Origin of the sequence: Ramlibacter agri, assembly GCF_012927085.1 — a bacterium.
GTDB lineage: Bacteria > Pseudomonadota > Gammaproteobacteria > Burkholderiales > Burkholderiaceae_C > Ramlibacter > Ramlibacter agri.
The window spans coordinates 1,371,204-1,396,627 of the sequence record NZ_JABBFX010000001.1 but is presented as its reverse complement, the minus strand read 5'-3'; the positions used below and the strand labels follow the sequence as shown (position 1 = coordinate 1,396,627).

General features: G+C 69.7%; 29 protein-coding genes. 9 read left to right on the top strand and 20 right to left on the bottom strand.

Annotated elements, in window-relative coordinates; all coding sequences use genetic code 11:
* Positions 1-4 precede the first annotated feature (4 nt).
* Genes flgJ through flgB form a run of 9 tightly spaced genes read right to left on the bottom strand, consistent with a single transcriptional unit; the run spans position 5 to position 7,108 of the window.
* A complete protein-coding gene (gene flgJ, locus HHL11_RS06735) occupies positions 5-895 on the bottom strand; it encodes a flagellar assembly peptidoglycan hydrolase FlgJ (RefSeq protein WP_169417647.1) in 891 nt (296 codons plus the stop codon).
* A complete protein-coding gene (locus HHL11_RS06730; protein ID WP_425355184.1) occupies positions 895-2,076 on the bottom strand; it encodes a flagellar basal body P-ring protein FlgI in 1,182 nt (393 codons plus the stop codon). Before HHL11_RS06730 ends, flgJ begins: the two co-directional genes overlap by 1 nt.
* Positions 2,076-2,738 carry a flagellar basal body L-ring protein FlgH gene (locus HHL11_RS06725; RefSeq protein WP_169417646.1) on the bottom strand — a complete coding sequence of 221 codons (663 nt, stop codon included), beginning with the start codon at positions 2,736-2,738 and terminating at the stop codon, positions 2,076-2,078. The genes HHL11_RS06730 and HHL11_RS06725 overlap by 1 nt, the downstream gene beginning before the upstream one ends.
* 9 nt (positions 2,739-2,747) lie before the next feature.
* Complete coding sequence (gene flgG, locus HHL11_RS06720) at positions 2,748-3,530, bottom strand: flagellar basal-body rod protein FlgG (RefSeq protein ID WP_169417645.1); 783 nt, start codon at positions 3,528-3,530, stop codon at positions 2,748-2,750.
* A gap of 12 nt (positions 3,531-3,542) precedes the next feature.
* Entirely contained in the window at positions 3,543-4,277 is a 735-nt protein-coding gene (flgF, locus tag HHL11_RS06715; protein ID WP_169417644.1) for a flagellar basal-body rod protein FlgF, read from the bottom strand.
* Between the two features lie 10 nt (positions 4,278-4,287).
* On the bottom strand, positions 4,288-5,595 hold the full coding sequence (gene flgE, locus HHL11_RS06710) for a flagellar hook protein FlgE (protein WP_169417643.1): 1,308 nt from the start codon (positions 5,593-5,595) through the stop codon (positions 4,288-4,290).
* Between the two features lie 24 nt (positions 5,596-5,619).
* Positions 5,620-6,285 carry a flagellar hook assembly protein FlgD gene (locus HHL11_RS06705; RefSeq protein WP_169417642.1) on the bottom strand — a complete coding sequence of 222 codons (666 nt, stop codon included), beginning with the start codon at positions 6,283-6,285 and terminating at the stop codon, positions 5,620-5,622.
* Position 6,286: 1 nt separating this feature from the next.
* Entirely contained in the window at positions 6,287-6,691 is a 405-nt protein-coding gene (gene flgC, locus HHL11_RS06700) for a flagellar basal body rod protein FlgC (RefSeq protein WP_169417641.1), read from the bottom strand.
* 12 nt (positions 6,692-6,703) lie between these two features.
* Positions 6,704-7,108: a flagellar basal body rod protein FlgB gene (flgB, locus tag HHL11_RS06695; RefSeq protein WP_169417640.1), complete on the bottom strand. Its 405-nt coding sequence runs from the start codon at positions 7,106-7,108 to the stop codon at positions 6,704-6,706.
* A 131-nt stretch (positions 7,109-7,239) separates the two neighbouring features.
* Between flgB and flgA the strand changes: the two genes are divergently transcribed.
* From flgA to HHL11_RS34605, 4 genes are all read left to right on the top strand, one after another.
* Positions 7,240-7,923 (top strand): flagellar basal body P-ring formation chaperone FlgA, encoded by a 684-nt coding sequence (gene flgA / locus HHL11_RS06690; protein WP_169417639.1) that lies wholly within the window; start codon positions 7,240-7,242, stop codon positions 7,921-7,923.
* Between the two features lie 93 nt (positions 7,924-8,016).
* A complete protein-coding gene (gene flgM / locus HHL11_RS06685) occupies positions 8,017-8,304 on the top strand; it encodes a flagellar biosynthesis anti-sigma factor FlgM (protein ID WP_169417638.1) in 288 nt (95 codons plus the stop codon).
* Positions 8,301-8,660: a hypothetical protein gene (locus tag HHL11_RS34320; RefSeq protein ID WP_169417637.1), complete on the top strand. Its 360-nt coding sequence runs from the start codon at positions 8,301-8,303 to the stop codon at positions 8,658-8,660. Before flgM ends, HHL11_RS34320 begins: the two co-directional genes overlap by 4 nt.
* Before the next feature lie 80 nt (positions 8,661-8,740).
* On the top strand, positions 8,741-10,309 hold the full coding sequence (locus HHL11_RS34605; RefSeq protein ID WP_169417636.1) for a methyl-accepting chemotaxis protein: 1,569 nt from the start codon (positions 8,741-8,743) through the stop codon (positions 10,307-10,309).
* 120 nt (positions 10,310-10,429) lie between these two features.
* On the opposite strand, the gene HHL11_RS06670 is transcribed toward HHL11_RS34605, so the two are convergent.
* The 11 genes from HHL11_RS06670 to flhD form a co-directional block, all read right to left on the bottom strand.
* Positions 10,430-11,143, bottom strand: a complete 714-nt coding sequence (locus HHL11_RS06670) for an RNA polymerase sigma factor FliA (RefSeq protein ID WP_169417635.1) — start codon at positions 11,141-11,143, stop codon at positions 10,430-10,432.
* A gap of 11 nt (positions 11,144-11,154) precedes the next feature.
* Positions 11,155-11,904 carry a MinD/ParA family ATP-binding protein gene (locus HHL11_RS06665; protein WP_169417634.1) on the bottom strand — a complete coding sequence of 250 codons (750 nt, stop codon included), beginning with the start codon at positions 11,902-11,904 and terminating at the stop codon, positions 11,155-11,157.
* A complete protein-coding gene (gene flhF / locus HHL11_RS06660; RefSeq protein WP_169417633.1) occupies positions 11,897-13,261 on the bottom strand; it encodes a flagellar biosynthesis GTPase FlhF in 1,365 nt (454 codons plus the stop codon). Before flhF ends, HHL11_RS06665 begins: the two co-directional genes overlap by 8 nt.
* A complete protein-coding gene (flhA, locus tag HHL11_RS06655; protein WP_169417632.1) occupies positions 13,258-15,339 on the bottom strand; it encodes a flagellar biosynthesis protein FlhA in 2,082 nt (693 codons plus the stop codon). The genes flhF and flhA overlap by 4 nt, the downstream gene beginning before the upstream one ends.
* Positions 15,336-16,463, bottom strand: coding sequence for an EscU/YscU/HrcU family type III secretion system export apparatus switch protein (locus HHL11_RS06650; RefSeq protein ID WP_169417631.1), 1,128 nt, complete (start codon positions 16,461-16,463; stop codon positions 15,336-15,338). Before HHL11_RS06650 ends, flhA begins: the two co-directional genes overlap by 4 nt.
* Before the next feature lie 99 nt (positions 16,464-16,562).
* Entirely contained in the window at positions 16,563-17,153 is a 591-nt protein-coding gene (locus tag HHL11_RS06645; protein ID WP_169417630.1) for a protein phosphatase CheZ, read from the bottom strand.
* Between the two features lie 7 nt (positions 17,154-17,160).
* Entirely contained in the window at positions 17,161-17,559 is a 399-nt protein-coding gene (gene cheY / locus HHL11_RS06640) for a chemotaxis response regulator CheY (protein ID WP_169417629.1), read from the bottom strand.
* A complete protein-coding gene (gene motB, locus HHL11_RS06635; protein WP_169417628.1) occupies positions 17,556-18,530 on the bottom strand; it encodes a flagellar motor protein MotB in 975 nt (324 codons plus the stop codon). The genes cheY and motB overlap by 4 nt, the downstream gene beginning before the upstream one ends.
* A 1-nt stretch (position 18,531) precedes the next feature.
* Complete coding sequence (motA, locus tag HHL11_RS06630; RefSeq protein ID WP_169417627.1) at positions 18,532-19,401, bottom strand: flagellar motor stator protein MotA; 870 nt, start codon at positions 19,399-19,401, stop codon at positions 18,532-18,534.
* 198 nt (positions 19,402-19,599) lie between these two features.
* Positions 19,600-20,139 carry a flagellar transcriptional regulator FlhC gene (gene flhC / locus HHL11_RS06625; protein WP_169417626.1) on the bottom strand — a complete coding sequence of 180 codons (540 nt, stop codon included), beginning with the start codon at positions 20,137-20,139 and terminating at the stop codon, positions 19,600-19,602.
* Positions 20,136-20,465, bottom strand: coding sequence for a flagellar transcriptional regulator FlhD (gene flhD / locus HHL11_RS06620; RefSeq protein ID WP_169417625.1), 330 nt, complete (start codon positions 20,463-20,465; stop codon positions 20,136-20,138). The genes flhC and flhD overlap by 4 nt, the downstream gene beginning before the upstream one ends.
* 263 nt (positions 20,466-20,728) lie before the next feature.
* Between flhD and HHL11_RS06615 the strand changes: the two genes are divergently transcribed.
* From HHL11_RS06615 to HHL11_RS06595, 5 genes are all read left to right on the top strand, one after another.
* Positions 20,729-21,865 (top strand): flagellin, encoded by a 1,137-nt coding sequence (locus HHL11_RS06615; RefSeq protein ID WP_169417624.1) that lies wholly within the window; start codon positions 20,729-20,731, stop codon positions 21,863-21,865.
* Between the two features lie 124 nt (positions 21,866-21,989).
* Entirely contained in the window at positions 21,990-23,129 is a 1,140-nt protein-coding gene (locus HHL11_RS06610; RefSeq protein ID WP_169417623.1) for a flagellin, read from the top strand.
* Positions 23,130-23,146: 17 nt separating this feature from the next.
* Positions 23,147-24,583, top strand: coding sequence for a flagellar filament capping protein FliD (fliD, locus tag HHL11_RS06605; RefSeq protein WP_169417622.1), 1,437 nt, complete (start codon positions 23,147-23,149; stop codon positions 24,581-24,583).
* 59 nt (positions 24,584-24,642) lie between these two features.
* Complete coding sequence (gene fliS / locus HHL11_RS06600) at positions 24,643-25,068, top strand: flagellar export chaperone FliS (protein ID WP_169417621.1); 426 nt, start codon at positions 24,643-24,645, stop codon at positions 25,066-25,068.
* Positions 25,065-25,361 carry a flagellar protein FliT gene (locus HHL11_RS06595; protein ID WP_169417620.1) on the top strand — a complete coding sequence of 99 codons (297 nt, stop codon included), beginning with the start codon at positions 25,065-25,067 and terminating at the stop codon, positions 25,359-25,361. The genes fliS and HHL11_RS06595 overlap by 4 nt, the downstream gene beginning before the upstream one ends.
* Positions 25,362-25,424: the final 63 nt, after the last annotated feature.

The following is a 25,424-nucleotide window of genomic DNA, read 5'->3' as shown; positions in this document are numbered from 1 at the left end:
GTCCTCAGGTCGGCGTCGCGCGCTGCAGCGACTGCGCCATGTGGATCGTGCGCGCCAGCTTGCTCGCGTAATGCGGGTCGGTGGCGTAGCCGGCACGCTGCATGCCGCCGGCGAAGGCTTCGGCCGTGCCGGCCTGGCGCACCACGTTGCCGTAGCGCGGATGGCTGGCCAAGAGGCGCGCGTAATCGGCGAAGGCCTCGGAATACGAGCCGTAGCTGCGGAAGGCCGCCTTGTGCTTGTACGCATTGCCGCCGGCGTATTCGGTGGTGGTCACGCTGGTGCTTGCGCCTTCCCAGCCACGCGTGGCCTTGATGCCGAACAGGTTGTACGAGTTGCTGCCGTCCGGGTTGCGGATCTCGCCCTTGCCCCAGCCAGATTCCAGGCCGGCCTGGCCCAGGATGAAGGAGGCCGGCACGCCGGTCTGGCGCTCCGCTTCCTGCGCGTAGGGCAGCATCTGCTGCAGGAAGGCTTCGGCGCGGTTGCGCGGCGTGGGCGCGGTCGCGGGCGCGGTGGCTTGCGCCGGCGCGGCCGGCGTCGTGGCCGTGAGGTTGTCCGGCACCGGCGGGTTCAGGTTGGCAGGCGCCGCTTCCGGCAGCTTCTGCATGTGCTGCGTCAGCTGCTTTTCCAGCATGTCGGCCAGGCCGCCGGGGCGGCCGGCGAGCTGGCGCGAGAACTGCTGGTCCAGCATCGCGGTGAAGGTCTCCTGCCCCTGCGAAGTCTCGGTCTGCGGCGTGGCGTCGCGCATGCTTTTCAGCACCATCTGGTTGAACAGCGACTCGAACTGCACCGCCGTCTGGCGCGCCGCGCCGCGCGGGTCGCGCGCAGCCTGGCTGCGCAGCGAATCGAGCGCGCGCTGGTCCGGCGAAGTGCTGTTGTTGCTGCCAACCGCGTCCATCAGATGATCTCCAGGTCCGCCTTCAAGGCGCCCGCCGCCTTCAGCGCCTGCAGGATGCCGATCAGGTCCTGCGCGCTCGCGCCCAGCGCGTTCAGCGACTTCACGACGTCGGCCAGCTCGGCCGCCTGCGGCATGGCGAACAGCGTGCCGGGGCCTTGCTGGATGCGGATGTCCGCCTTCTCGGCCACCACGGTCTGGCCGCCGGTCGTCAGCGGCGCGGGCTGGCTCACCACCGGCGTGCTGGACACCGTCACCGACAGGTTGCCGTGCGCCACCGCGCAGGCGCCCAGGCGCACCGACTGGTTGATGACGACGGAGCCGGTGCGTGCATTGACGATCACCTTGGCCGGCGGCGCGGCCAGCGCCACTTCGATGTTCTCGAGGTCGGCGATGAAGCGCACGCGGCTGCCCTGGCCGGGGAAGCGCACGCGCACGACGCGCGCGTCCAGCGGCTCAGCGACCTCCTGCTTCAGCGTCTTGTTGATCGCTTCGGCCATCAGCTGCGCGGTGGAGAAATCGGTCTGGTTCAATTCCAGGTGGATGTCGCCCGCTTCCAGCGCCTTGTTGGCCACCGCGCGTTCCACCGTGGCGCCGCCGGGCACGCGGCCCGCCAGCAGGTGGTTGATGGCGACCTTGCTGCCGCCCGCGGAAGCACCGGCGCCGCCGATCACCAGGCTGCCTTGCGCCATGGCGTAGATCTCGCCGTCGGCGCCGCGCAGCGGCGTCAGCATCAGCGTGCCGCCGCGCAGGCTGCGCGCGTTGCCCAGCGACGAGACGGTGATGTCGATGTTCTGGCCCGGCTGCGCGAAGGCGGGCAGCGCCGCCGTCACCATCACCGCCGCCACGTTCTTCATCTGCGGCGTGACGCCCGGCGGCAGGGTGACGCCGAACTGCGACAGCAGCGACTGCACGCTCTGGCCGGTGAACTGCACCTGGTTGGTGGCGTCGCCGCTGCCGTCCAGGCCCACGACCACGCCGTAGCCAATGAGCTGGTTCACGCGCACGCCGGACACGGTGGCGAGGTCGCGGATGCGCTCGCTGCCGCCGCCGGCGACCGCGACGGCGGCGGCAGCCGGGTTGGTGAACAGCAGCAAGGCCGTGGCGGCCAGCGCGGGCGCAGCGACGAAAGCCGCCGCGAGCAGCGCCAGCAGGACCTGCCGGATGTGCCTGCGCATCGCCATCACACCGGCGCGATGCTCATGAAGAAGCGCGACAACCAGCCCAGGCCCTGGGCCTTGCCGACGTCGCCGCGGCCGCGCTGCTCCAGGCGCGCATCGGCGACCTGGGTGGAGCTGACCATGTTGCCCACGCGGATGGTCGTGGGGTTGACGATGCCGGAAAAGCGCATCACGTCGACGTTCTGGTTGACGCCGATCTGCTTCTCGCCGGACACCAGCAGGTTGCCATTGGGCAGCACCTGCTGCACGGTGACGGTGATGGTGCCGGTGAAGGTGTTGTTGCTGTCGGTCTTGCCGTCCGCCTTGTTGCTCAGGTCGGAGTTGGCGCCGACGTTGAGGTTGCCCAGCAGCTTCTTCGACGCATAGGGCAGCCCCGTCACGCCGCCTGACAGCGTGCCGTTGCGCGCCACGTTGGTGGTGGACTGCTGGCTGGCCGTCACCGTCTCCTCGATCTGGATCGTCAAGGTGTCGCCAGCCAGGCGGGCACGGCGGTCCTCGAACAGCGGGCGGTGGCTGGCGGCGTTGAAGATCGCGCCGGTGGTCGGCAGCGGCAGCGGCGCGACGGCGACGGGCTGTGCCGGCGCCGGGTGCATGTCCACCTTGGGCGCTTCGACGGTGGCGCAGCCGGCCAGGGCCAGCGCGGTGAGGAGGGGCAGGTACTTCATGGCGAGTCTTCAGAGTTGGGTCAGGCGCTGCAGCATCTGGTCGGAAGTCTGGATCGCCTTGGAGTTGATTTCGTAGGAGCGCTGCGTCTGGATCATGGCGACGAGCTCTTCGACCACGTTGACGTTGGAGCTCTCCACCATGCCCTGGTTGAGGGCGCCCAGGCCGTTGGCGCCGGGGTTGCCGGATTGCGGCGTGCCGGAAGCGGCGGTCTCGGCAAACAGGTTGCCGCCACGCGGGTCCAGGCCCGCGGGGTTCATGAAGTTCACCAGCTGCAGCTGGCCCACCTGCTGCGGCGCGGCCTGGCTGGGCATGGTGACGGACACGATGCCGTCCTTGCCGATGGTGATGCTCTGCGCGTTGGCCGGCACGGTGATGCCGGGGTTCAGCGTATAGCCGGCGTTGGTGACGATCTGGCCTTGCGCATCGAGCTGGAAGGAGCCGTCGCGCGTGTAGGCCGTGCTGCCATCGGGCATCTGCACCTGGAAGAAGCCCTGGCCGTTGATGGCCAGGTCCAGCTGGTTGCCGGTCTGCGACAGGCTGCCCTGCGTGAAGTTGCGCGAAGTGGCCACGGTGCGCACGCCGCTTCCCAGCTGCAGGCCCGTGGGCAGCTGCGTCTCCGCCGTCGACGGGCCGCCGGCCTGCCGGATGTTCTGGTACATCAGGTCCTCGAACACGGCGCGGCTGCGCTTGTAGCCGTTGGTGCCGACGTTGGCGAGGTTGTGCGTGATGGCGTCCAGCTGCGTCTGCTGCGCTTCGAGGCCGGTCTTGGCGATAGAAAGGGAACGCAACATGGCGGTAAGTCCTTAGCGGGCCGGCGCGAGCAGTTGTGCCGCGCGCTGGTCGTTCTGCTCCGCGTTCTGCAAGAGCTTCATCTGGGTTTCGTACTGGCGCGAGGCGGCGATCATCCCCACCATCGATTCGACGACGTTGACGTTGCTGCCTTCCAGCGCGCCGGGCGTGAGCCGCACCTGGTCGTCGGCAGCGGCGTCCTCGCCGGTGGCCATGCGCAGCAGGCCGTCTTCGCCCTTGCGCAGCTCGGAGGCCTGCGGGTTCACCAGCTTCAGCTTGCCCACGGTCTGGGCCGGGCCGGTGGCCGGTTGCGCGGACACGGTGCCGTCACGCGTGATGCTGACCGCCGCGCCGGGCGGCACGGTCAGCGGGCCGCCTTCGCCTTGCAAGGGCAGGCCGGAGGCAGTGACCAGCTGGCCGTCGGGGCTGACCTGCAGCGAGCCGCTGCGGGTGTAGGCCTCGGTGCCATCGGGCGCCTGCACGGCGAGCCAGCCCTTGCCCTGGATCGCGACGTCGAGCGGACGGCCCGTGGTTTCGAGCGCGCCGGACGCATCGTCGAAGCCCGCCGTCGCTTCCACCGCCGCCACGCGCGTCGGCACGCCGTCGCCGCGCACCGGCACCGCGCGGAACACGGCCTGGTCGGCGCGGAAGCCGGTGGTGTTGGCGTTGGCCAGGTTGTTGGTCAGCGCGTCCTGGCGCTGCATCAACGCACGGGCACCCGACGCGGCGGTGTAGATCAGGCGGTCCACGGGCTACCGATCAGCGCAGGTTGACCAGCGTCTGCATCATCTGGTCTTCGGTCTTGATGGTCTGCGCGTTGGCCTGGTAGGCGCGCTGCGCGGTGATCATGTCCACCAGCTGCTGCGTGAGGTCGACGTTGGATTCCTCCACCGCGCCGCCCTGCAGCACGCCGAGGTTGGCGGAGCCGGGCGCGCTGATCGCAGCCTGGCCCGAGGCTGGCGTGGCCTTCCACAGGTTGCCGCCGACCGGCGCCAGGCCCTGCTCGTTGCGGAAGTCGGCCAGCGCGACCTGCGCGGCGGGCAGCGTCTTGCCGTTGGAGTAGCGGGCCTGCACCATGCCGTTGCTGTCCACGGCGAAGCCGCTCAGCTGGCCGGCCGCATAGCCGTCCTGCGACACCGCGGTGACGCCGAAGGCGCTGCCGAACTGCGTACTGTCGCCGAAGCCCAGCGCCAGCGGTGCGCTGGTGGTGGAGGCGGCGCCGGCCACCGGCAGCGTGGACGTGGGGAAGGGCAGGTTCAGGCCGAGGTCGCCGGCGGTGAGCGTGCCGCCAGACAGCGTGCCCGATTGCGTCGTGTCGATCTTGCCGTCGGCGCCGAAGGTCAGCTGGCCCGCGGGCTGCTGCGTCGCACCGGCGGCGGCAGCGGGCACGCCCGCGCCGTCCAGCGCGGTGTAGACCTCCCACTGGTTGTCGGTGGCCGTGCGGCGGAAGTACAGCGACAGCACGTGCTCGTTGCCTTGCTGGTCGTACACGTTCATCGCCGTCGACGAGGTGTAAGAGCTGGTGTCGGCCATAGCGAATGCCGGCGTCGTTGCCGTGGGCGCGGCGGTGCGGCCGTCGAGGTTCAGCGCCACCGAGGCGGTCGAACTCACTTTGGGCGCAATGCCCTGGGTGGGCAGCTGGATGTCACCCGTGGTGCCGTTGGTCTTGCCGGTGGCGTCGACCGCGTAGCCTTGCAGGCGCAGGCCCTGGTTGGTGACCACGTAGCCCTGGTTGTCCATCTGGAACTCGCCGTCGCGCGTGTAGGCCGCGTCGCGCGTGCCGGGCGTGGACACCTGGAAGAAGCCGCGGCCGTTGATGGCCATGTCCAGCGGGTTGTCGGTGGTCTTGACGCTGCCCTGGGCGAACTGCTGCGTGACGGCCGCCACGCGCACGCCCATGCCGGACGCGCTGGACAGCTCGTGCAGCGCCGCGTTGGCATAGATGTCGGCGAATTCCGCGCGGGCCGACTTGGCGCCCACGGTGTTCGCGCTGGCGATGTTGTTGCCGATCACCTCGAGGCTGCGCGAGGCGGCGTTCAGGCCGCTGATGCCTTGCTGGAAACTCATTGCGGGAACTCCGTGTGTTCTTGTTTAGAGGAAGGACTGGATCGCGGACCAGGCCTTGCTGCCCAGGCTGCCCAGGTCCAGCTCGGTGTCGCCGTCCTTGCTGGTGACCGACTGCACCTTGGCCGCGGTGAGCGCGGTGGCATCCACCGCCTTGCCGTTGGCCGTGGCGGTGACACGCATTTGCCAGTTGCCGTCGGCCACTGCATTGCCGCTGCTGTCCTTGCCATCCCAGGTGAAGCTGCGCACGCCGGCGCTGGACTTGCCCAGGGAAATGCTGCGCAGCACCTGGCCGGCGGGGTCCAGCACGTCGACCTTGACGGTGTCGGCATCGGCCGCCAGCGACACGCCGCCGGCGGCGCTGCCGTTCTGCAGCGCCAGGGTGCTGCCTTCGACCAGCACGTCGCGGCCCGGCAGCTGCAGCGCCGACTGCGACTGCATGTTGTTGAAGGCGGACAGCAGTTGCGTGACCGTGGTGTTCAGCTTCTCGATGCCGCCGACGGTGTTGATCTGCGCGATCTGGCTCGTCATCTGCGAGTTGTCCATCGGGTTCAGCGGGTCCTGGTTCTGCATCTGCGCGACCAGCAGCTTCATGAAGCGGTCTTCCTGGTCGGCGGCACTGGTGGCGGAGCTGACCGAGGACGCGCTGCCGGTGGCGGCGCTGGAGGAGGTGGTGGAGGAAACGGTGGTCATCTCACTGGCCCATCTGCAAGGTCTTGGACAGCAAGGTCCGGGCGGTGTTCATCACTTCGACGTTGTTCTGGTAGGAACGCGAGGCGGAGATCATGTTGACCATCTCGTCCACCACGTTCACGTTGGAATGGGTCACGTAGCCGTCGGAATCGGCGAGCGGATTGCCCGGCTCCAGCACGCGGCGCACCGGCGCCTGCGTTTCCAGCACGCCGGCCACGCGCACGCCGGCCACATCGCCTTCGCCGGACGCGACGGTCTCGAACTGGATCTGGCGCGCCTTGTAAGGCTGGCCATCGGGGCCGGCCACGGCGTCGGCGTTGGCCAGGTTGCTGGCCACCACGTTGAGCCGCTTGCTCTGCGCCGACACGGCGCTGCCGGAGATGGCAAAGACATTCATCAGGGACATGGTTCGTTTTCCTTACTGGCCCGTGATCGCCGAGAGCATGTTCTTGACGTCCTGGTTGATGAAGCGCAGCGTGGCTTCGTAGCGCAGCGCGTTGTCGGCGAAGCTGGCGCGTTCGCGGTCCAGGTCCACCGTGTTGCCGTCCAGCGCGGGCTGGTCGGGCGTGCGCCATTCCAGTTGCACGGTGGGCGTCACGCCCGCGGCGCCGCCGCCCGTGTCCAGGTGGCCGGCCGCGGTCGTGGCCAGCGCGCTGCCGCCCTGCCCGCGCGCTTCGGCCAGTGCGCGCGCGAAATCGAAGTCGCGCGCCTGGTAGCCGGGCGTGTCGGCGTTGGCGATGTTGCCGGCCAGCACCTTCTGGCGTTCGGCCAGCAGCTCCAGGGCCTGGCCCTGGGCGGCGATCTTGGCGGTGAGCAGGTTCATGGAGGCGGTCTGGCAGCGATGGACGGGCAGTATCGGCAGCGGGCCGGAAAACTGAAGCGCGGATAAGGCGGGGCTTTGCCGGCTTATTGCCCGCCGCCTTTGCAGGCGCGTGCACCTACAGTGCTGTCCCCATGCGCTTCCTCTTTCTCCTTGTTGCCCTGGCTGCGGGCTCCGCACTGGCCCAGCCGGCCGCGCCCGCGATCGACGAGAACGCGCTGCGCGCCTTCGTCTCGCAGCAGGTCGCCGCCGCCGGCTCGCAGGTGACCCGCTTCGACGTGCAGGTCGGCCTGGTGCAGACCGCGCACCTGGCGCCCTGCCGCCGCACCGAGCCTTTCCTGGCCGCCGGCGCGCGCCTGTGGGGCCGCGGCTCGGTGGGCGTGCGCTGCGTCGACGGCGCGTCCTGGACGCTGCTGGTGCCGGTGACCGTGCGCGCCTGGGGCCCGGCGCTGGTGGCCGGGGCGCCGCTGGCCATCGGCAGCACCCTCGACGCCAGCCAGGCGACCGAACAGGAAGTGGAACTGACGCGCGAAGCACCGGGCGTGCTGCGCGAGCTGGCGCAGGTGCAGGGCCGCACCTTGACCCGCGCGCTGGCGCCGGGCCAGGTGCTGCGGCCGGAGATGTTCCGCGCCGCCCAGGTGGTGCAGGCCGGCGACCCGGTGAAGTTGCGCGTGGCCAGCAGCGGCTTCCTGGTCACGGCCTCCGGCCAGGCGCTGGGCGCGGCGGCCGAGGGCCAGACGGTGCGGGTGCGCACCGACCTGGGAAAAATCCTCAGCGGCGTGGCCCGTGAAGGCCGGGTGGTCGACCTGAACCTCTAAATGACCTGCCAAATCCCTTCTTTTCGGCCTCAAGTTCCGGCCGTTGCTGCCGAATAATCCCTGGCAAGGCCCCGTCCGGGCCCGGAGAACCCCATGAAGATCGGCGCCAACCTCGACCCCACGGCCATGGCTGACACGGCATCGCGCACCAGCCGCGCGGCCACCGCGCCGGCGTCCGCCACCCGTGCCGCCAGCGGCGAGCAGGTGGCCGTGTCCGCGGCCGGCGCCCAGATGGCGGCCGGCTCCGGCAACGATTTCGACAGCGCCAAGGTGGATGCGATCCGCCAGGCCATCCGCGACGGCCGCTTCAAGGTCAACGCGGGCGCCATCGCCGACCGCCTGATCGCCGACGCCGCCGCCCTGCTGGCGCCGCGCGCGTGAACACGCAGCCGCAGCTGGCCGAACTGCAGGCGCTGCTGGCGCGGCATGGCGAAGCCGTGCGCGACGGCGACGGCGACGCGGTCGCCGCCCTGGCCGAACAGCTGCGCCAGCGGGTGCTGGCGCTGGGCCGCAGCCGCCTGCCGCTGCGCGAGGCCGACATCGCCCAGCTGCAGTCCATGCTGCGGCAATGCGTGCAGACGCAGGCCCAGCTGGCGCGCCGCCAGCACGACACCGAGCGCTCGCTGCGCGCCCTGACCGCCGGCACGCCGCAGGCCGGCGCCGCGCAGCGCATGTACGGCGCGCAGGGCGGCCTGGCCGCGGGCGGCGCCCTGCGCAACGCGTACTTTCGGGCATAAGCGCTTTTCCAGTGTGCGCGCGGCCCCGCGCGCCGAAGAAGGTCATGCGGCAGTCCGCCGCTTTCAACCGACCTTCGTCCATGAAACTCCCCCAACTCCGGATCGGCCAGCGCCTCGGCCTGACCTTTGCGCTGCTCGCCCTGATCGCGCTGGCGGCCGCCGGCTTCGCCCTGTATTCGCTGCGGGCGGCGCACGAGCGCTTCGAACACTTCGTGCAAGGCGTGAACGCCCGCGCGGCCGTGGCGGCGCAGCTGCGCGCCGCGGTCGATTCGCGCGCCATCTCCGCCCGCAACCTGGTGCTGGTGAAGAAGCCGGAAGACATCGCGCTGGAGCGCCGGCTGGTCACGCAGGCCCACTCGGACGTCCAGGCCCGCCTCGCCGAGCTGCAGAACCTGGCCGCGGCGGATGCCACGACCTCGGAGCACGCGCACGCGCTGATCGCGGAGATCGCCCGCGTCGAAACCGACTACGGACCGGTGGCGCTGCACATCGTGAACCAGGCCCTCGCCGGCAAGCACGATGCCGCCGTCCTGGAACTGGACGAGAAGTGCCGCCCGCTGCTGGCGGCGCTGACCCGCGCGACCGACGAATATGCGGACTTCTCGATCGGCGTCGCGCAGAAGCAGGTGCTCGAGTCCAGCCAGGCCTACGGCGTGGACCAGGGCATGCTGGTGACGGCCGCCGCTGTCGCGATGCTGCTGGCGCTGGCCAGCGGCTTGCTGGTGACGCGCTCCATCACGCGGCCGCTGGCCGAAGCCGTGCGCCTGGCCGAAGCGGTGGCCGCCGGCGACCTGCGTTCGACCGTCACGACCGAGCGGCGCGACGAAGCCGGCCAGCTGCTGCGCGCGCTGCAGGCCATGAACGCCAGCCTGGTGCGCATCGTCGGCGAAGTGCGGCAGACCAGCGACAGCATCGCCACCGGCTCGACGCAGATCGCCACCGGCAATGCGGACCTGAGCCACCGCACCGAACAGCAGGCGTCCAGCCTGCAGGAGACGGCGGCTTCGATGGAGCAGCTGACGTCCACCGTGCGCATCAACGCCGACACGGCCCGCCAGGCCACCGAACTGGCGGACACCGCCAGCAGCGTGGCCGCCCAGGGCGGCGTGGTGGTGAACGAAGTGGTGGAGGCGATGCAGGCCATCACGGCGTCCAGCCGGCAGATCGCCGAGATCATCGGCGTGATCGATGGCATCGCCTTCCAGACCAACATCCTCGCGCTGAATGCAGCGGTGGAAGCCGCGCGCGCCGGCGAGCAGGGCCGCGGCTTCGCCGTGGTGGCCGCCGAGGTGCGCAGCCTGGCTCAGCGTTCGTCCAGCGCCGCCAACGAGATCAAGGCCTTGATCCAGGACAGCGTGCAGAAGGTGGAAGCCGGCAGCCGCCAGGTCGGCGTGGCCGGCCGCACGATGGGCGACATCGTCGGCCAGGTGCAGCGCGTGAGCACGTTGATCGGCGAAATCAGCGTCGCCAGCCGCGAGCAATCGCAAGGCATTGGCCAGGTCGGCGAAGCCGTGACCCGGCTGGACCAGGTGACGCAGCAGAACGCGGCGCTGGTGGAGCAGAGCGCCGCTGCGGCGGCGAGCTTGAACCAGCAGGCGGATCGCTTGGTGGGGATCGTGGGGGCGTTCACCTTGGCCGCCGCCGCCTGATTCCTCGTCATTCCCGCGAAGGCGGGGACCCAGGGCTTCCCAAGTCAAGCGGCCATGGGCCGCTTTTTTGTCGACGCTCCGGTGGCATCCCGGCGCTCCTCGATGCGCGCGATCCCGGCTTCAAGGCTTGAGCCGCGCGCGCAGCCGCGCCACGGCCTGGCTGTGCAGCTGGCAGACGCGCGACTCGGTCACGCCGAGCACGGCCGCGATCTCCTTGAGGTTCATGTCGTGCTCGTAGTACATGCTCATCACGTACTGCTCGCGTTCGGGCAAGTTCTCGATGGCGGCCACCAGCGCTTCGCGGAAGCGCCGGTCGGCCAGCCGCGCCGCGGGATCGGCCTGTTCGTCCGGGGCGACGTGGCGGTCCAGGAAGTGCATGTCGCCCTCCCCCGCTTCGTAGTCGTCGGCATACACCAGCTGGGCGCCGTGCACGTCCACCAGCATCTCGTGGTAGTCCTCCAGCGCGATGCCCAGGTGCCTGGCGATCTCGCCGTCGGTGGGCGCGCGCTTCAGGCGGTGTTCCAGCAACTGCACGGCGCCGGCGATCTCGCGCTGGTTCTTGCGCACGGAGCGCGGGACCCAGTCGGTGCCGCGCAGCTCGTCGAGCATCGCCCCGCGCACGCGCTGCATGGCGAAAGTCTCGAACTGCGCGCCGTGGCCCTGCTCGTAGCGCTGCATGGCGTCCATCAGGCCCAGCACGCCGGCCTGGATCAGGTCGTCCATCTCCACGTTGGGCGGCAGCCGGCCGATCATGTGGCTGGCCGCGCGGCGCACCAGCGGCAGGTAGTTCTCGATGCCGGGCTGCGGGCCCAGCGTTCCCTTGGCGGTGTACATGCTTTCCTCGTTCAGGAGAACGCGACGGTCGGTGCCGGCGGGTAGCCCACCAGCGCCTGGGCGGCGCAGGCGGCTTCGTGGCGCGCGCGGGCGGAAGTGGCGGGCGGCAGCCAGCCGGCCCAGTCGGCGGCGACGTCGACGAAGCGGCTGGCCGTGGCGGCAATGCGCTCGAAGGCGCCGCGGGCGGCGGCGGCGTCGTGGCCGCCGACCACCACGCACAGGAAGCGGCGGTAGCCGAAGCTGCGCGCCAGTTCCTTCAATGCGCTGTAGCTGTCCATCAGGCCGTTGCCGGCGGATTCGATGGCAAGCACCGGCGCGTGGTCGGCGGGCGCGGCCATGCAGGCCATCTCCGTGGCCGGCATCGCGAGCAGCACGTCGTCGAAGCCGTGCGACAGCGCGGCAAAGCCGGCCAGCAGGCGCTCCGGCGGTTCGCCGCTGGCGGCGAAAGCTTCGACGCCGCGGTCGCCGCGCAGCACGTGCACGCCCTCGCGCGTGCGGTGCGCCACGTTGTCGAAGCTTTCGCGGCCTTCCAGCATGTCCATCAGGTCGCCGCGCGGGCGCAGGCCGAAGGCGGAGGCGGCGGCGCCGCGGGCGGCGTCCACCACCACCGGGTTGCGTCCCAGTTCCTGCAGGCCGCCGGCGAGCTGGGCGATCCAGCCAGTGGACTGGCCGCGCACGACAGCGAGCGGCAGCAGGTTCACGGGCCGCTGCTGCAGCATGCGGCGCAGGCCCGCGGCCTGGTCATGTCCCTGGTCAAGCATGGGCGGCTCCCGGCTTCTGGGCGGGCGGCGCGGTGAGCACCAGGCCCAGCTCCGCGTCGTCGGGCATGAAGGTGCCGCTGGCCGGCTTCATCAAGGCCTTGTGCACCAGCAGTTGCGCACGGGCGGCGTACCAGTCTTCCGGCACGCGCTGGCCGTTGGCGAAGCCTTCCACCACCAGCTGGTGGCGGATGGCGACGTCCACCGCGGCGCCGCAGCGGACCGCTTCGTCGAGCTTGGAGATGACGCAGCGCGTGCCGCGGGTGCCGCCATAGGCCTGCACCACTTCTTCCAGCATCTCGCCCTGCGCGCCGGCGTTCAGCACCAGCAGGCGCTGCAGGCGGCCCGCGGGCAATGCGGACAGCAGTTCGGCCAGCCGGCGATCGCGCTGGCCCACGCCCACGGTGTCCACCAGCACCAGCTTCTTGCCGGCGAACAGGTCCAGCAGGTCGGCCAGCGAAGCGCTGTCGCGCGCGGTGTGCACCGGGATGTTGAGGATGCGGCCGAAGGCGCGCAGCTGGTCCGACGCCGCCATGCGATAGGTGTCGACGGTGATCAGGCCCACCGAGCCGGCGCCGTGCTCCATGGCGAAGCGGGCGGCGATCTTGGCGGTGGTGGTCGTCTTGCCCACCCCGGTGGGGCCGACCACGGCGAACACGCCGCCGCATTGCTGGATGCCGGCATCGCCTGCGCAGTGCAGGTTGCGCGCCAGCGCGTCGGCCAGCCACTGGTCCGCCTGCGTTTCGCTGCCGTCGGCCGGCACGCGTTCGACCAGGTAGCGCGCCAGCGTCGGCGAGAAGCCGTTGGCGATCATCAGGCGCAGCAGGCGCGTCTGCGTGGGACTGCGGCGCACGTTGTCGAACCACGAGAGGCTCGCGAGCTGGCCGGACAGCATGGCGCGCATCTGGCGCATCTCCGCCATCAAGGCTTCGTTGGCGGCGGATGTGGTCGTCACGGCGGGCGCCGCTGCGGCTGCAGGCGGCTGGCGCAGTTCGCGCTGCAACTCCTGCGCGGCGAAGCGCGCGGGCTCCACCGGCAGCTGCGGACGGGCCGGCGGCTTCGCCGGCGCTTCGGCGCGGCGCGCGGTGGCTTCGGTGGCGGCGGCGTCCTGGCGCTGGCGCTCGCGCACGAAATCCTGGAAGGACACGGTGCTCATGGGCTCGACCGGCGCAGGCGCCGGTTTGGCGGCGGGCGCGGGCGCCGGCGCGCGCGCGGGCTCCTCGCCGTTCTCCATGGCGAGGATCTCGACACCGCCCGGCACCGGGCGGTTGGACAGGACGATGGCCTGGTCGCCGAAGGCCGCGCGGGCCAGGGCCATGGCCTCACGGGCGTTCTTGCCTACAAAGCGGCGGACATTCATGCATGGGCTCCGATCACGCGCTGGATCTGGATGGAATGGGTACGGGGAATCTCGGAATGCGACAGCACGTGCAGCCGCGGCGCCTTGCGGCGCAGCAGGCGGGCCACGGGCACGCGGATGCGGTCCGGCACCAGCAGGCAGGCGGGCTGGCCGTCCTGCTCCTGCTGTTGCGCGGCTTCGGCGGCGCGGGCAGCGAGCAGCTCGCCCATCGCGGGGTCGAGCGGCGCGGCCGATTGCGGCGCCAGCGCCTGCACCAGCACCTGCTCGAGCCCGGGCTCGATGGCGAGCACCGGCAGCTGGCGCACCGGGCCGTAGAGGCTCTGCACGATGGCGGGCGCGAGCGCCATGCGCACTTCGCGCGTCAGTTCGTCGGCGTCCTTGCCGGCGTGTTCGGCCAGCACTTCCAGGATGCCGCGGATGTCGCGCACGTGGACGGTCTCGTCCAGCAGGTTGCGCAGCACCTTCTGCAGCACGGGCAGCGCGACCTGCTTGGGCACGGTCTCGTCGACCAGCGCGTGCGCGTACTTGCGGGTGTGGTCCAGCAGCTCCTGCAGCTCGGTGCGTCCCAGCAGCTCGGACGCATGCGACTGCATCACGTGGTTCAGGTGGGTGGCGAGCACGGTCGATGCGTCGACCACCGTGTAGCCGGCGGCCTGCGCCTGGTCGCGCGCGCGCGCTTCGATCCAGGTGGCGGGCAGGCCGAAAGCGGGGTCGGTGGTCGCCGTGCCCGCCAGCGGCACCTTGATGTGGCCCGGGTTGATGGCCATGTGCATGCCGGCGAAGGCCTGGCCTTCGCCCACCACCACGCCCTTCAGCAGGATGCGGTAGGCGGAAGGATGCAGCTCCAGGTTGTCGCGGATGTGCACGGCGGGCGGCAGGAAGCCGACTTCGCCCGCGAACTTCTTGCGCACGCCCTTGATGCGACCCAGCAGGTCGCCGCCGCGGTCCTTGTCCACGAGAGCGATCAGGCGGTAGCCGACTTCCAGGCCCAGCAGGTCCACCGGCGCGACGTCGTCCCAGCTCGCTTCGCCGTTGGGCGCCGCGGTCTTGGCGGCAGCCGCTGCGGCATCGGCAGCAGGCTTCTTCCTCGCGGCCTGCGTCAGAGCCCAGGCGGCCCAGCCGCTCAATGCAGCGAGCACGAGGAAGGGGATGTGCGGCATGCCGGGGATCAGCCCCAGCAGGCCGATGACGCAGGCCGTGAGGCCCAGCGCGCGCGGGATGTTGAACAGCTGGCCTGCGATCTGGCGGCCGATGTCCTCCTCGCCGACGCGCGAGACGATCAGGCCCGCGGCCACCGAGATCACCAGCGCCGGCACCTGCGCGACCAGGCCGTCACCGATGGCCAGCAGGATGTAGTTGTTGGCCGCGGTCTCCAGCGGCAGGCCGTGCTGCAGCATGCCGATGACCAGGCCGCCGACCATGTTGATGAACAGGATCAGGATGCCGGCGATGGCGTCGCCGCGCACGAACTTGGAGGCGCCGTCCATGGAGCCGTAGAACTCGGCTTCCTGCGTCACCTCGTTGCGGCGCTTGCGGGCTTCCTTCTCGTCGATGCTGCCGGCGGCCAGGTCGGCGTCGATCGCCATCTGCTTGCCGGGCATCGCGTCCAGCGCAAAGCGCGCGCTGACTTCCGCGATGCGGCCCGCGCCCTTGGTGATGACGACGAAGTTGATGATGGTCAGGATCGCGAACACCACCAGGCCGACGGCGAAGCTGCCGCCGATCAGGAAGTGCGCGAAGGACTCGATCACCTGGCCGGCCGCGCCGGTGCCGGTGTGGCCCTTCAGCAGCACGGCGCGGGTGGAAGCGACGTTCAGCGACAGCCGCATCAGCGTGGTCACCAGCAGCACGCTGGGGAAGCTGGCGAAGTCCAGCGTGCGCTTGGTGTAGCTGGACACCATCAGCACGACCAGCGCGACGGCGATGTTCAGCGTGAACAGCAGGTCGAGGATGAAGGCCGGCAGCGGCACCAGCATCATCGCCAGGATCAGGACGATCAGCAGCGGCGCGCCGAGCGCGCGCAGGCCGGGCAGCTGCGCCAGCAGGCCGTCGGGGCCCTTGAGGCTCAGCGTGCTCATGCCGCGGCCTCCTGCGGATCCATGCCGGCGGGCACGGCTATGACGGGTTCAGGCGGACGCTGCAGCGCGCTGCGCAGGCGATACACCCAGGCCAGCACCTGCGCGACCGCGGTGTACAGCTCCACCGGCACGTCCTGGCCGACGTCGCCGTGGCGGTACAGCGCGCGCGCCAGCGGCGGCGCTTCCAGCACCGGCACGCTGGCGGCCGCGGCCACTTCGCGGATCTTCAGCGCGAGGTGGTCGGTGCCCAGCGCCAGGATGCGCGGGGCGCCCATGCCTTCTTCGTATTGCAGGGCGACGGCGTAATGCGTGGGGTTGGTGACGATCACGCTGGCCTTGGGCACGTCGGCCAGCATGCGGCCGCGCGACAGCTCGCGGGCGCGGCGGCGCCGCTCGCCCTTGAGGTGCGGGTCGCCTTCGGATTCCTTGTGTTCCTGCCGCACTTCCTCCTGGGTCATGCGCAGGTTGGCGCGGTGCTGGAAGATCTGCAGCGGCACGTCGGCCAGCGCGGACACGCAGCAGACGCCGGCCACCATGCCGAAACCGGCGACCAGCCAGTCGAAGCCGGTGCGCAGGCCCGCCACCAGCGACAGGCGGGCCAGGCCTTCGATGCCCTGCGCGTGCTGCACGAGGTAGACGCCGGCGATGCCGACCAGCGCCGCGGCGACCAGCACCAGCCGCAGGTGCTGCAGCTGCTGGCGGCCGTCGAACATGCGGCCGAAGCCGGCCATCGGGTCGAGCCGCTCGAACTTCGGCTGCAGCGCCTGCAGCGTGAAGTTCCAGCCGCCCACGGCAAGCGCCGTGCCGGCAAACAGCAGCGCCAGCACGCCGGCCACCGGCACGATGATCTGCAGGCCCTGCAGGCCGAACGCGCCGAGGCGCGGCGTCATCAGCGCCGCGTCGAAAGCGGTGTTGCGGTCGAAGCGCAGGCCGGCGCCGACCAGCGCCAGCGCCGAATGCGCGATCCAGGGGCCGGCGCCCATGAGAAGCGCGAGCAAGGCCAGGGCCGCCGCGAGGTGGCCCAGCTCCCGCGAACGCGGGACCTGGCCTTCTTCGCGGGCCTGCTGCAGGCGCCGTTCGGACGCCGGCAACTGGCGATCTTCACGGCTGGCTTCGGAGGACATGGACGGACTTCATGACAGTGAGACCGTCATTGTTCGAAGTCCGGCGAAAAGTGAAGAGGTGAAGAGAGGGGGGAAAACGGCGCTTCTCCCCCCGCGCGCTCAGAAGCCGAGGCTCGCCAGCAGGTCGTCCACCTGCGCCTGGTTCGCCACCACGTCGGTGCGGCTCGTGTCCGTCACCGGGCCGTCGAGCGCGACGCGCGGCAGCGGCACCACGCTGGTTTCCAGCAGCAGCTGCAGCAGCGCGTCCTCCACCGTCGACGCGATGTCCACCACCTTGCGCACGGTCTGGCCCGTGAGGTCGTGGAAGTCCTGCGCCATCATGATCTCGGTCAGCTGCGCGCCGGCGTCGTTCGCGCTGGCCTTCACTTCCTGCACGAAGGCCAGGGCTTCGGGCGCAGCACCCGCGGCCAGCAGGCGGGCTTCCTCCGCCGCCGCGCGCTCGCCCAGCGCCAGCTGGCGGGCCTGCGCGGCGTCGACGGTGTTCAGCACCTTTTCGGCGGCATCGCCCGTCACGCGGGCGATGAAGGACAGGCGCGCCTTGGCGTCGGGCACCTGGCCCAGCGACGCTTCTATGCGCTTGTCGTGTCCCAGTTCGCGCAGCGCGTCGTGGAGGCTGCGCGTGATGTCCCGCACCCGGCCGTACAGGACGGCCGCGTCGGGCGGCTGCGGGTTTGACGTGCTTGCGTCCATCCCCGCCTCACGCCGCCGCCTGCAGCTTCTGCAGGATCTTGCCGACCTTCTCCTCCAGCGTCGCCTTGGTGAAAGGCTTGACGATGTAGCCGGAGGCGCCGCCCTGGGCGGCCATGACGATGTCTTCCTTGCGCGCTTCGGCGGTGATCATCAGCACCGGCAGCGCCTTCAGCTGGGCGTCGGCGCGGATGGCCGCGAGCAGCTCGAAGCCGTTCATGTTGGGCATGTTGATGTCGGTGACGACGAAGTCGAAGCCGCCGTTGCGCAGCTTCTGCAGGGCCACCACGCCGTCCTCGGCCTCGTCGGCGGAGGCATGGCCCGCTTCCTTCAGCAGGTTGCGCACGATGCGGCGCATGGTGGAAAAGTCGTCGACGATCAGGAACTTGAGGTCTTGGGGGGTCGTCATGGTTGCTTGGGGGATGAAGAGGCGGCCGCGGCGGGAGCCGGCGCGCCTTCGCGGCGCTCCAGCAGCCGCTCCAGCGCCTGCGTTTCGGAGATCGGCACTTCGGCGCCGGACTGCCAGCGCTCGCTTCCCAGCTGGCCCAGCACCAGCACGGTGATTCGGCGGTTCAGGGGCGACAGCGGGTCGGCGGCGTCGTAGGGGACGGAGGAGCCGAGGCCCAGCACGCGCACCACGCGGTCTTCGCGCAGGCCACCGGCCAGCAGCTCGCGCCGCGAAGCGTTGGCGCGGTCGGCGGACAGCTCCCAGTTGGAGTAACCGCGTTCGCCGCCGCTGTAGGGGGACGCATCGGTGTGGCCGGACAGCACCACGCGGCCATCGGCGGCGTCGACCAGCCGGCCGATGCTGCGCAGCAGCTCGCGCATGTATTCCTTCACGTGCGGGCTGCCGGCGTCGAACATGGGCCGGCCCTGGTCGTCCACGATCTGGATGCGCAGGCCGTCGGGCGTGAGATCCATGCGCAGTTGCTGGCGCAGCGCACCCAGAGTGGGGTTGGCCTGCATCGCCACATCCAGCTGCATCTGCACCGCGCGCATGCGCCGGACGTCTTCCGCTTCCACCTCGGCGCGCAAGGCCTGCAGGTTGAAGTTGCGCGAGGGCGACTCGACCTCGCCCTTCTTCACGGCGCCGTTGGTGCGGGTGAGGAGGGTGCCGCCGCCCTTGATGACGCTGGAGCTGTCCCCGGAGCCGGAACCGCCGGTCAGCGCCACCTTCAGCGGGCTCTGGAAATACGACGCGATGCCCTGCAGGTCGCCCTGCGAGGTGGAACCCAGCAGCCACATCAGCAGGAAGAAGGCCATCATCGCCGTCACGAAGTCGGCATAGGCGATCTTCCAGGCGCCGCCATGGTGGCCGCCGTGGCCGCCCTTCTTGATGCGCTTGATGATGATCGGTTGCAGCTTGCCGGCAGAGCTCATGTCAGGCCGTCGCTTTCTTGCCCTTGACGTGGCCTTCCAGCTCGCTGAAGCCGGGGCGTTCCGTCGAATACAGGACCTTGCGGCCGAATTCCAGCGCCACGGCCGGCGCGTAGCCCTGCACGGTGGCGAGCAAGGTGGCCTTCACGCACTGCAGTTCCTTGGTGCTCTCGTCGATCTTCTGGTTGGCCAGCGAGGCCAGCGGACTGACGAAGCCGTAGGCCATCAGGATGCCGAGGAAGGTGCCCACCAGCGCGCCGGCGATCATCTGCCCCAGCACGGCGGGCGAGGCGCCGACCGAGGCCATGGTCTTCACCACGCCCAGCACGGCGGCGACGATGCCGAAAGCGGGCAGGCCGTCGCCCACGGCCTGGATGGCGCCGGCCGGCACGCCGGCCTCGTGGTGGTGCGTGTCGATCTCGTTGTCCATCAGGTTCTCGAGTTCGTGCGCGTTGAGGTTGCCCGAGACCATCATCCGCAGGTAGTCGGTGATGAACTCCATCAGGTGGTGGTCGGCGGCGATCAGCGGGTACTTCTTGAAGAGCGCGCTCTCGCCGGGCTTCTCGATGTCGCCCTCGATGGACATCATTCCTTCCTTGCGGGCCTTCACCAGCACGCCGTAGAGAAGGGACATCAGTTCCAGGTAGCGCGCCTTGCTGTACTTGCTGCCCTTGAGCAGCGAGGGCACGTACTTGAGCGTGGCCTTGATCGTCTTGCCGCTGTTGCCCACCAGGAAGGCGCCGAGCGCGGCGCCGCCGATCACGAACAGCTCGTGCGGCGCGGCATGCAGGATCACGGCAAAGCTGCCGCCAGCCAGCGCATAGCCGCCCAGCACGCAACCGATCACCATCAAGTAGCCGGCCATCACGAACATGTTTCAAATCCTCCGCGTTACCTGAGCACTATCGGCGGCGGTGGGCATTACTTGAGGGAGGACTTCCGGACGCAAAGGGCGCAAAGGTTTCGCAAAGGTCGCAAAAGAACTTCCAATTTTTTTCGCGTTCTTTTGCGTACCTTTGCGTCCTTTGCGTCCGGAAGTTCAAGAAAAAACCCGGCAGCGCCGGGTTGTGTTTCAGTGGATCGCGCCGGTTCGCCGGCTCTTGCCGGCGCGGGCCGGCACTTCGCACAGGCCGCAGACGAAGGGCTTGAAGCCGGGGCCGTATTCGTGCGTGTGCGTCACGAAGTGGCCGCCACATTTGGTGCAGGAGGTCAGGCACAGCATGTCGCTGTCGACGAATTTCACCAGGCGCCAGGCGCGGGTGATGGTGAGGATCGGTTCGGCACCCATGGCGGACGCGTCCTCGGCGTACAGCTGCCAGGCCTTGATCAACAGGTCCACCTGCTCCAGCGCGCTCGCCTTGTTCATGTTCTCGTAGATGTTCATGAACAGCGAGGAATGGATGTTCGGCTGCCAGGCCGTGAACCAGTCGGTCGAATAGGGCAGCTGGCCCTTGGAGGGCGACTGGCCCGTCACTTCGCGGTACAGGCGCACCAGCCGCTCGTGCGACAGGGGCGTCTCGGACTCCAGCACAGCCATCCGCGCGCCGAGCTTGATCAGCTCCACCGCCCGCGTCAGGTGCAGGTTGTCGTCGAGGAGGCTGCGCGTCGTCATGCCGTGGCCGTCGCGGCGCGGCTGGCCATCAGCACGCTGGCATGCAGGCGGTCGGCATTGGCGTCCACCGCCTGGGCCGCATGGCGCTCGGTCAGCAGGCTCCAGACCACGTCGTCGCCGAAGCGCATGGAGCACAGCATCATGTTGCGCGAAGCCACGCGCACCAGCTGCTGCACGGACATCTGGGCCAGCAGTTCGGCCGCCGCCTCGGACATGCCCAGGCGGAACAGCGCCTGCGCCTTGTCCTTGCGGATCATGGCCTGCGCGAGCATGAGGAACGAGAGATTGAGCTCCCGGATCTCGTTGGACAACTGTTCCGTCTGCATTTGTATCTGAACCCCTAATGTGTTTGTAATTGTGTACTCGTCATGACGAGCAGGCTGTCGCCATTTGCCGCGACTTGATAGGAAAAAAGCCTAGGCGCCTAAACGGATCGCTTAATCCGCGCCTGCACTTTTTGCGCGGGCAACGCTCAAGCCGGCGCGCGGCCGGCCGATATGTTGGCAACGGGAGTCCATCCCGCCAGGGCCGCGAAGCGATCGCGGCGTTCCAACCGGCCGCTCGCGGCCATCCTCAGGAGTCTGCCGCCATGGCATCCGTCATCAATACCAACATCGCGTCGCTGAACGCGCAGCGCAACCTGACCAGCTCGCAGGCCAGCCTCAACACCTCCATCCAGCGCCTGTCGACCGGCCTGCGCGTGAACAGCGCCAAGGACGACGCCGCCGGCCTGGCCATCGCCCAGCGCATGAACTCGCAGGTGCGCGGCCTCACGGTCGCCGCCCGCAACGCCAACGACGGCGTCTCCCTGGCGCAGACCGCCGAAGGCGCGCTGGGCAGCGTCGGCGACATGGTGCAGCGCATGCGCGAACTGGCCGTGCAGTCGTCCAACGCCACCAACACCGCCGACGACCGCGGCGCCCTGCAACAGGAAGTGGGCCAGCTGAAGGAAGAAATCGACCGCGTCGCCACCACCACGAACTTCAACGGCACCAAGCTGCTGGATGGCAGCTTCAACTCCGCCAAGTTCCAGGTCGGCGCCAATGCCGGCGAGAGCATCACCATCAGCAGCATCACCAACGCGCAGCTGGCCGGCATGGGCACCGTGAAGCACGCGAGCACCCAGAACTCCACCGCCGTCACCGACCTCACCGCCACCAGCGCGGGCGACGTGACCATCAACGGCGTGGACATCGGCGCGCTCTCGGCCGCCGGCACCACGCAGGAACGCCAGGCCCAGGTGGTGGACGCGATCAACCGCGTCTCCTCGTCGACCAGCGTCGGCGCCTACCTGGACACGACCAACAACAAGATCGTGCTGAGCTCCTCCGGCGACATCACCATCGGCGGCGCCGGCGCCGCGGCCAAGGTGGGCATTTCCTCCGCCGACAACGCCACGGCGGCGACCAGCGCCAACATGTCCAGCCTGGACATCAGCTCCTACGGCGGCGCCCAGCTGGCCATCCAGCAGTGCGATGCGGCCCTGAAGCAGATCAACAGCTCGCGCGCCCAGCTCGGCGCCGTGCAGAGCCGCTTCACGAACGCCGTGGCCAACATCCAGCTGACCTCGGAGAACACCTCCGCGGCCCAGTCCCGGATCATGGACACCGACTACGCCGCGGAAACCGCCTCCATGACCCGCGCGCAGATCCTGCAGCAGGCCGGCAACGCCATGCTGTCGCAGGCCAACCAGCTGCCGCAGCAGGTCCTGTCGCTGCTGCGCTGATGGCGGACGCGGGCCGCCGGCGTAAATAGCCGGTTTCCCGCGCTCTTATCGGGGCATCGCGAATCCGGGGACGGTTCAAAGTCGCAAGCTGCGAACCTTCCCCAACCTCAGCACGGAGCCTCCCATGCCCTCGGTGATCAACACCAACATCGCTTCGCTGAATGCGCAGCGCAACCTGAACGCCTCGCAGTCGAGCCTGAACACCTCCATCCAGCGCCTCTCGAGCGGCCTGCGCGTGAACAGCGCCAAGGACGACGCCGCCGGCCTGGCCATCGCCGAGCGCATGAACGCGCAGGTGCGCGGCCTCACCGTGGCCGCCCGCAACGCCAATGACGGCGTGTCGCTGTCGCAGACGGCCGAAGGCTCGCTGGGCAGCATCGGCGACATGGTCCAGCGCATGCGCGAACTGGCCGTGCAGTCGTCCAACGCCACCAACACCGCCGACGACCGCGCCGCCCTGCAACAGGAAGTCGGCCAGCTGAAGGACGAAATCGACCGCGTGGCCGGCAGCGCCAACTTCAACGGCCAGAAGCTGCTGGATGGCAGCTTCAGCGCCGCCCGCTTCCAGGTGGGCGCCAACGCCGGCGACAGCATCGACATCGACGGCATCACCGACGCCCGCCTGTCCGGCATGGGCACCGTGAACCGCGCCAGCACCCAGAACGCCACCGACATCACCGACCTCACCGCCACCAGCGCCGGTGACCTCACGATCAATGGCGTCGACATCGGCACCCTGCCCGCCGCCGGCACCACGCAGGAACGCCAGGCCCAGGTCGTGGACGCGATCAACCGCATCTCCACCACCACCGGCGTCGGCGCCTATTTCGACACCGCCAACAACAAGCTGGTGCTGACGTCGTCCAGCGACATCACGATCACCGGCGCCGCCGCCGCCAAGGTGGGCCTGGCCGCCGGCGACTCCGCGACCGCCAGCAGCAGCGGCAACATGAGCACGCTGGACATCAGCTCCTACGGCGGCGCCCAGCTGGCCATCCAGCAGTGCGATGCGGCCCTGAAGCAGGTGAACGGCGCGCGCGCCAAGCTGGGCGCCGTGCAGAGCCGCTTCCAGAACGCCGTGTCCAACATCCAGGCCACGGCCGAAAACACCACCGCCGCGCGCTCGCGCATCATGGACACGGACTACGCCGCCGAAACCGCGGCGATGACGCGTTCGCAGATCCTGCAACAGGCCGGCAACGCCATGCTGTCGCAGGCCAACCAGCTGCCGCAACAGGTGCTGAGCCTGCTGAAGGGCGGCTGATCCCAGGAAAGCACTGAATGAGCAGCATCAGCCCCACGATTTCCAGCACCGGGGTCGGCAGCGGACTCGACGTCAACTCGATCGTCACCGCCCTCATGAACGTGGAGCAGCGGCCGCTGACGCTGCTGCAGTCCAAGGGCTCGACGATCCAGACCGAGATCTCGGCCTTCGGCAGCTTGAAGAGCCAGCTGGCCAACCTGGGCGACGTCGCCACGCGGCTGGCCAAGCCGGACAGCTGGAAGGCCTACAGCGCCACCAGCAGCGACAGCAGCGTGGCCACGGTGTCGGCCGGCGCCAAGGCCGCCGCCGGCGAGCACACGCTCTCGGTGTCGCAGATGGCGCAAGCGCAGGTGCTGGCCAGCGGGACTTTCGCGTCTTCCGCTTCCACGGTCGGCACCGGCAAGCTGACGATCGAAATCGGCACGACGGCCAACGGCGCGTTCACCGCGAAGAGCGGCACGTCGCCGGTTTCCGTCACCATCGACAGCGCCCACCAGACCCTGGCCGGCGTGCGCGATGCGATCAATGCCGCGGGCAGCGGCGTCACCGCCAGCATCGTCAATGGCACCGGCGGCGCCCGCCTGGTGCTGCGCAGCGCCACCGGCGAAGCGAGCTCCGTGCGCATCTCCGCCACCGACGACGACGGCAACAACACCGACGCGTCCGGCCTTTCGGCGCTGGCCTACGACCCGGCCGCGACGGCAGGCGCCGGCCGCAACCTCACGCAGACGCAGGCGGCGCAGGACGCGCAGTTCCAGATCGACGGCATAGACCTCACCAGCGCCACCAACTCGCCTTCCGATGCCCTGGAAGGCGTGACGCTGAGCCTGAACAAGGTGTCGACCGACCCGGTGACGATCAACGTCAACGTCGACACGGCGTCGGTGCGCAAGAACGTCACCGATTTCGTCAGCGCCTACAACGGCATCGTCACCCTGCTGCAGAAGCAGACCAAGGCCGACCCGACCGGCGCAGCCCGCGGCGCGCTGCAGGGCGACTCCACGGCCGACACCTTGCTGAACACCCTGCACAACATGCTGCACGGCACCGTCTCGGGCCTGGGCAACGGCGTGTCCAACCTCGCCACCGCCGGCATCACGCTGCAGCGCGATGGCACGCTGGCCGTGGACGACGCGAAGCTGTCGCCCCTCCTCAGCCAGCCGGACCAGCTGTCCGCGCTGTTCTCACAGGCCGGCACCGGCGACGCGCAGGGCTTCGCCGTGCGCTTCCAGTCCTGGGCCCAGGGCCTCACGGGCACCGGCGGCACGCTGGATTCGCGCATCGACGGCCTCAAGCAGAGCGCCGACCTGAACCAGAAGAGCCAGGACTCCGAACAGACGCGCCTGGATTCCATGGAGACGCGGCTGCGCACGCAATACCAGCAGCTCGATACGACGATGTCGACGCTCAACGCGCAGATGGCGCAGATGAAGTCCGCACTGGGCCTGTCCTGACGCGCGTCCCGCCTCAAGTTCCGCCCGTCGCGGCCGACATGATGGGCAGGAACCCCGAGATGTTCACCAGTTTCACCCGCCCCATCGAACAATACCGCCAGGTCGGCACTGCCACGGCGGTCTCACAGGCGGACCCGCACCAGCTCGTGATCCTGCTGTACGACGGCGCCATCGCCGCCGTGCTGCAGGCCCGCCATGCCGTTGCGACGGGCGACGTCGAGACCCGCCACTCGACCATCACCAAGGCGATGCGCATCATTGACGAAGGGTTGAAGGCTTGCGTCGAGACGCAGGACGGCGACCCGGCGCTGGGCGACAATCTGCGCAACCTCTATCAATACATGGTTGCCCGCCTGTTCACCGCCAACACGCAAGCCGTCGACGAGCCGCTCGCCGAGGTGCTCACCCTGCTGGGCGACCTGCGCTCGGCCTGGGCCGCCATCGCCCCGGCCACGCCCAAGGGCCACGCGGACCTGCAGGCATGACGGGCAGCAAGCTCCTGCGCCACTACGGCGCGCTCGAATCGGCCAGCAGCGAAATGCTGGATGCTGCCCGCAAGGGCGACTGGGACAGCGTGTGCCGGCTGGAAGCCGCCTGCGTGGTGGTGATTGCGCAGCTGCGCGCGCTGGCCGAAGAACAACCGCTGCCGGCCGCCGAACAACCGGAACGCCTGCGCATCCTGCGCACGATCCTGTCCAACGACGCCGAAATCCGCCGCATCACCCAGCCGCTGCCGGCCATGATCGAGATGCCGGTTTCGGGGATGACGTTGCATTGAAGGCCTGCACTTCCGAACGCAAAGGGCGCAAAAGGGACGCGAAGGACGCGAAAGAAATCCAAA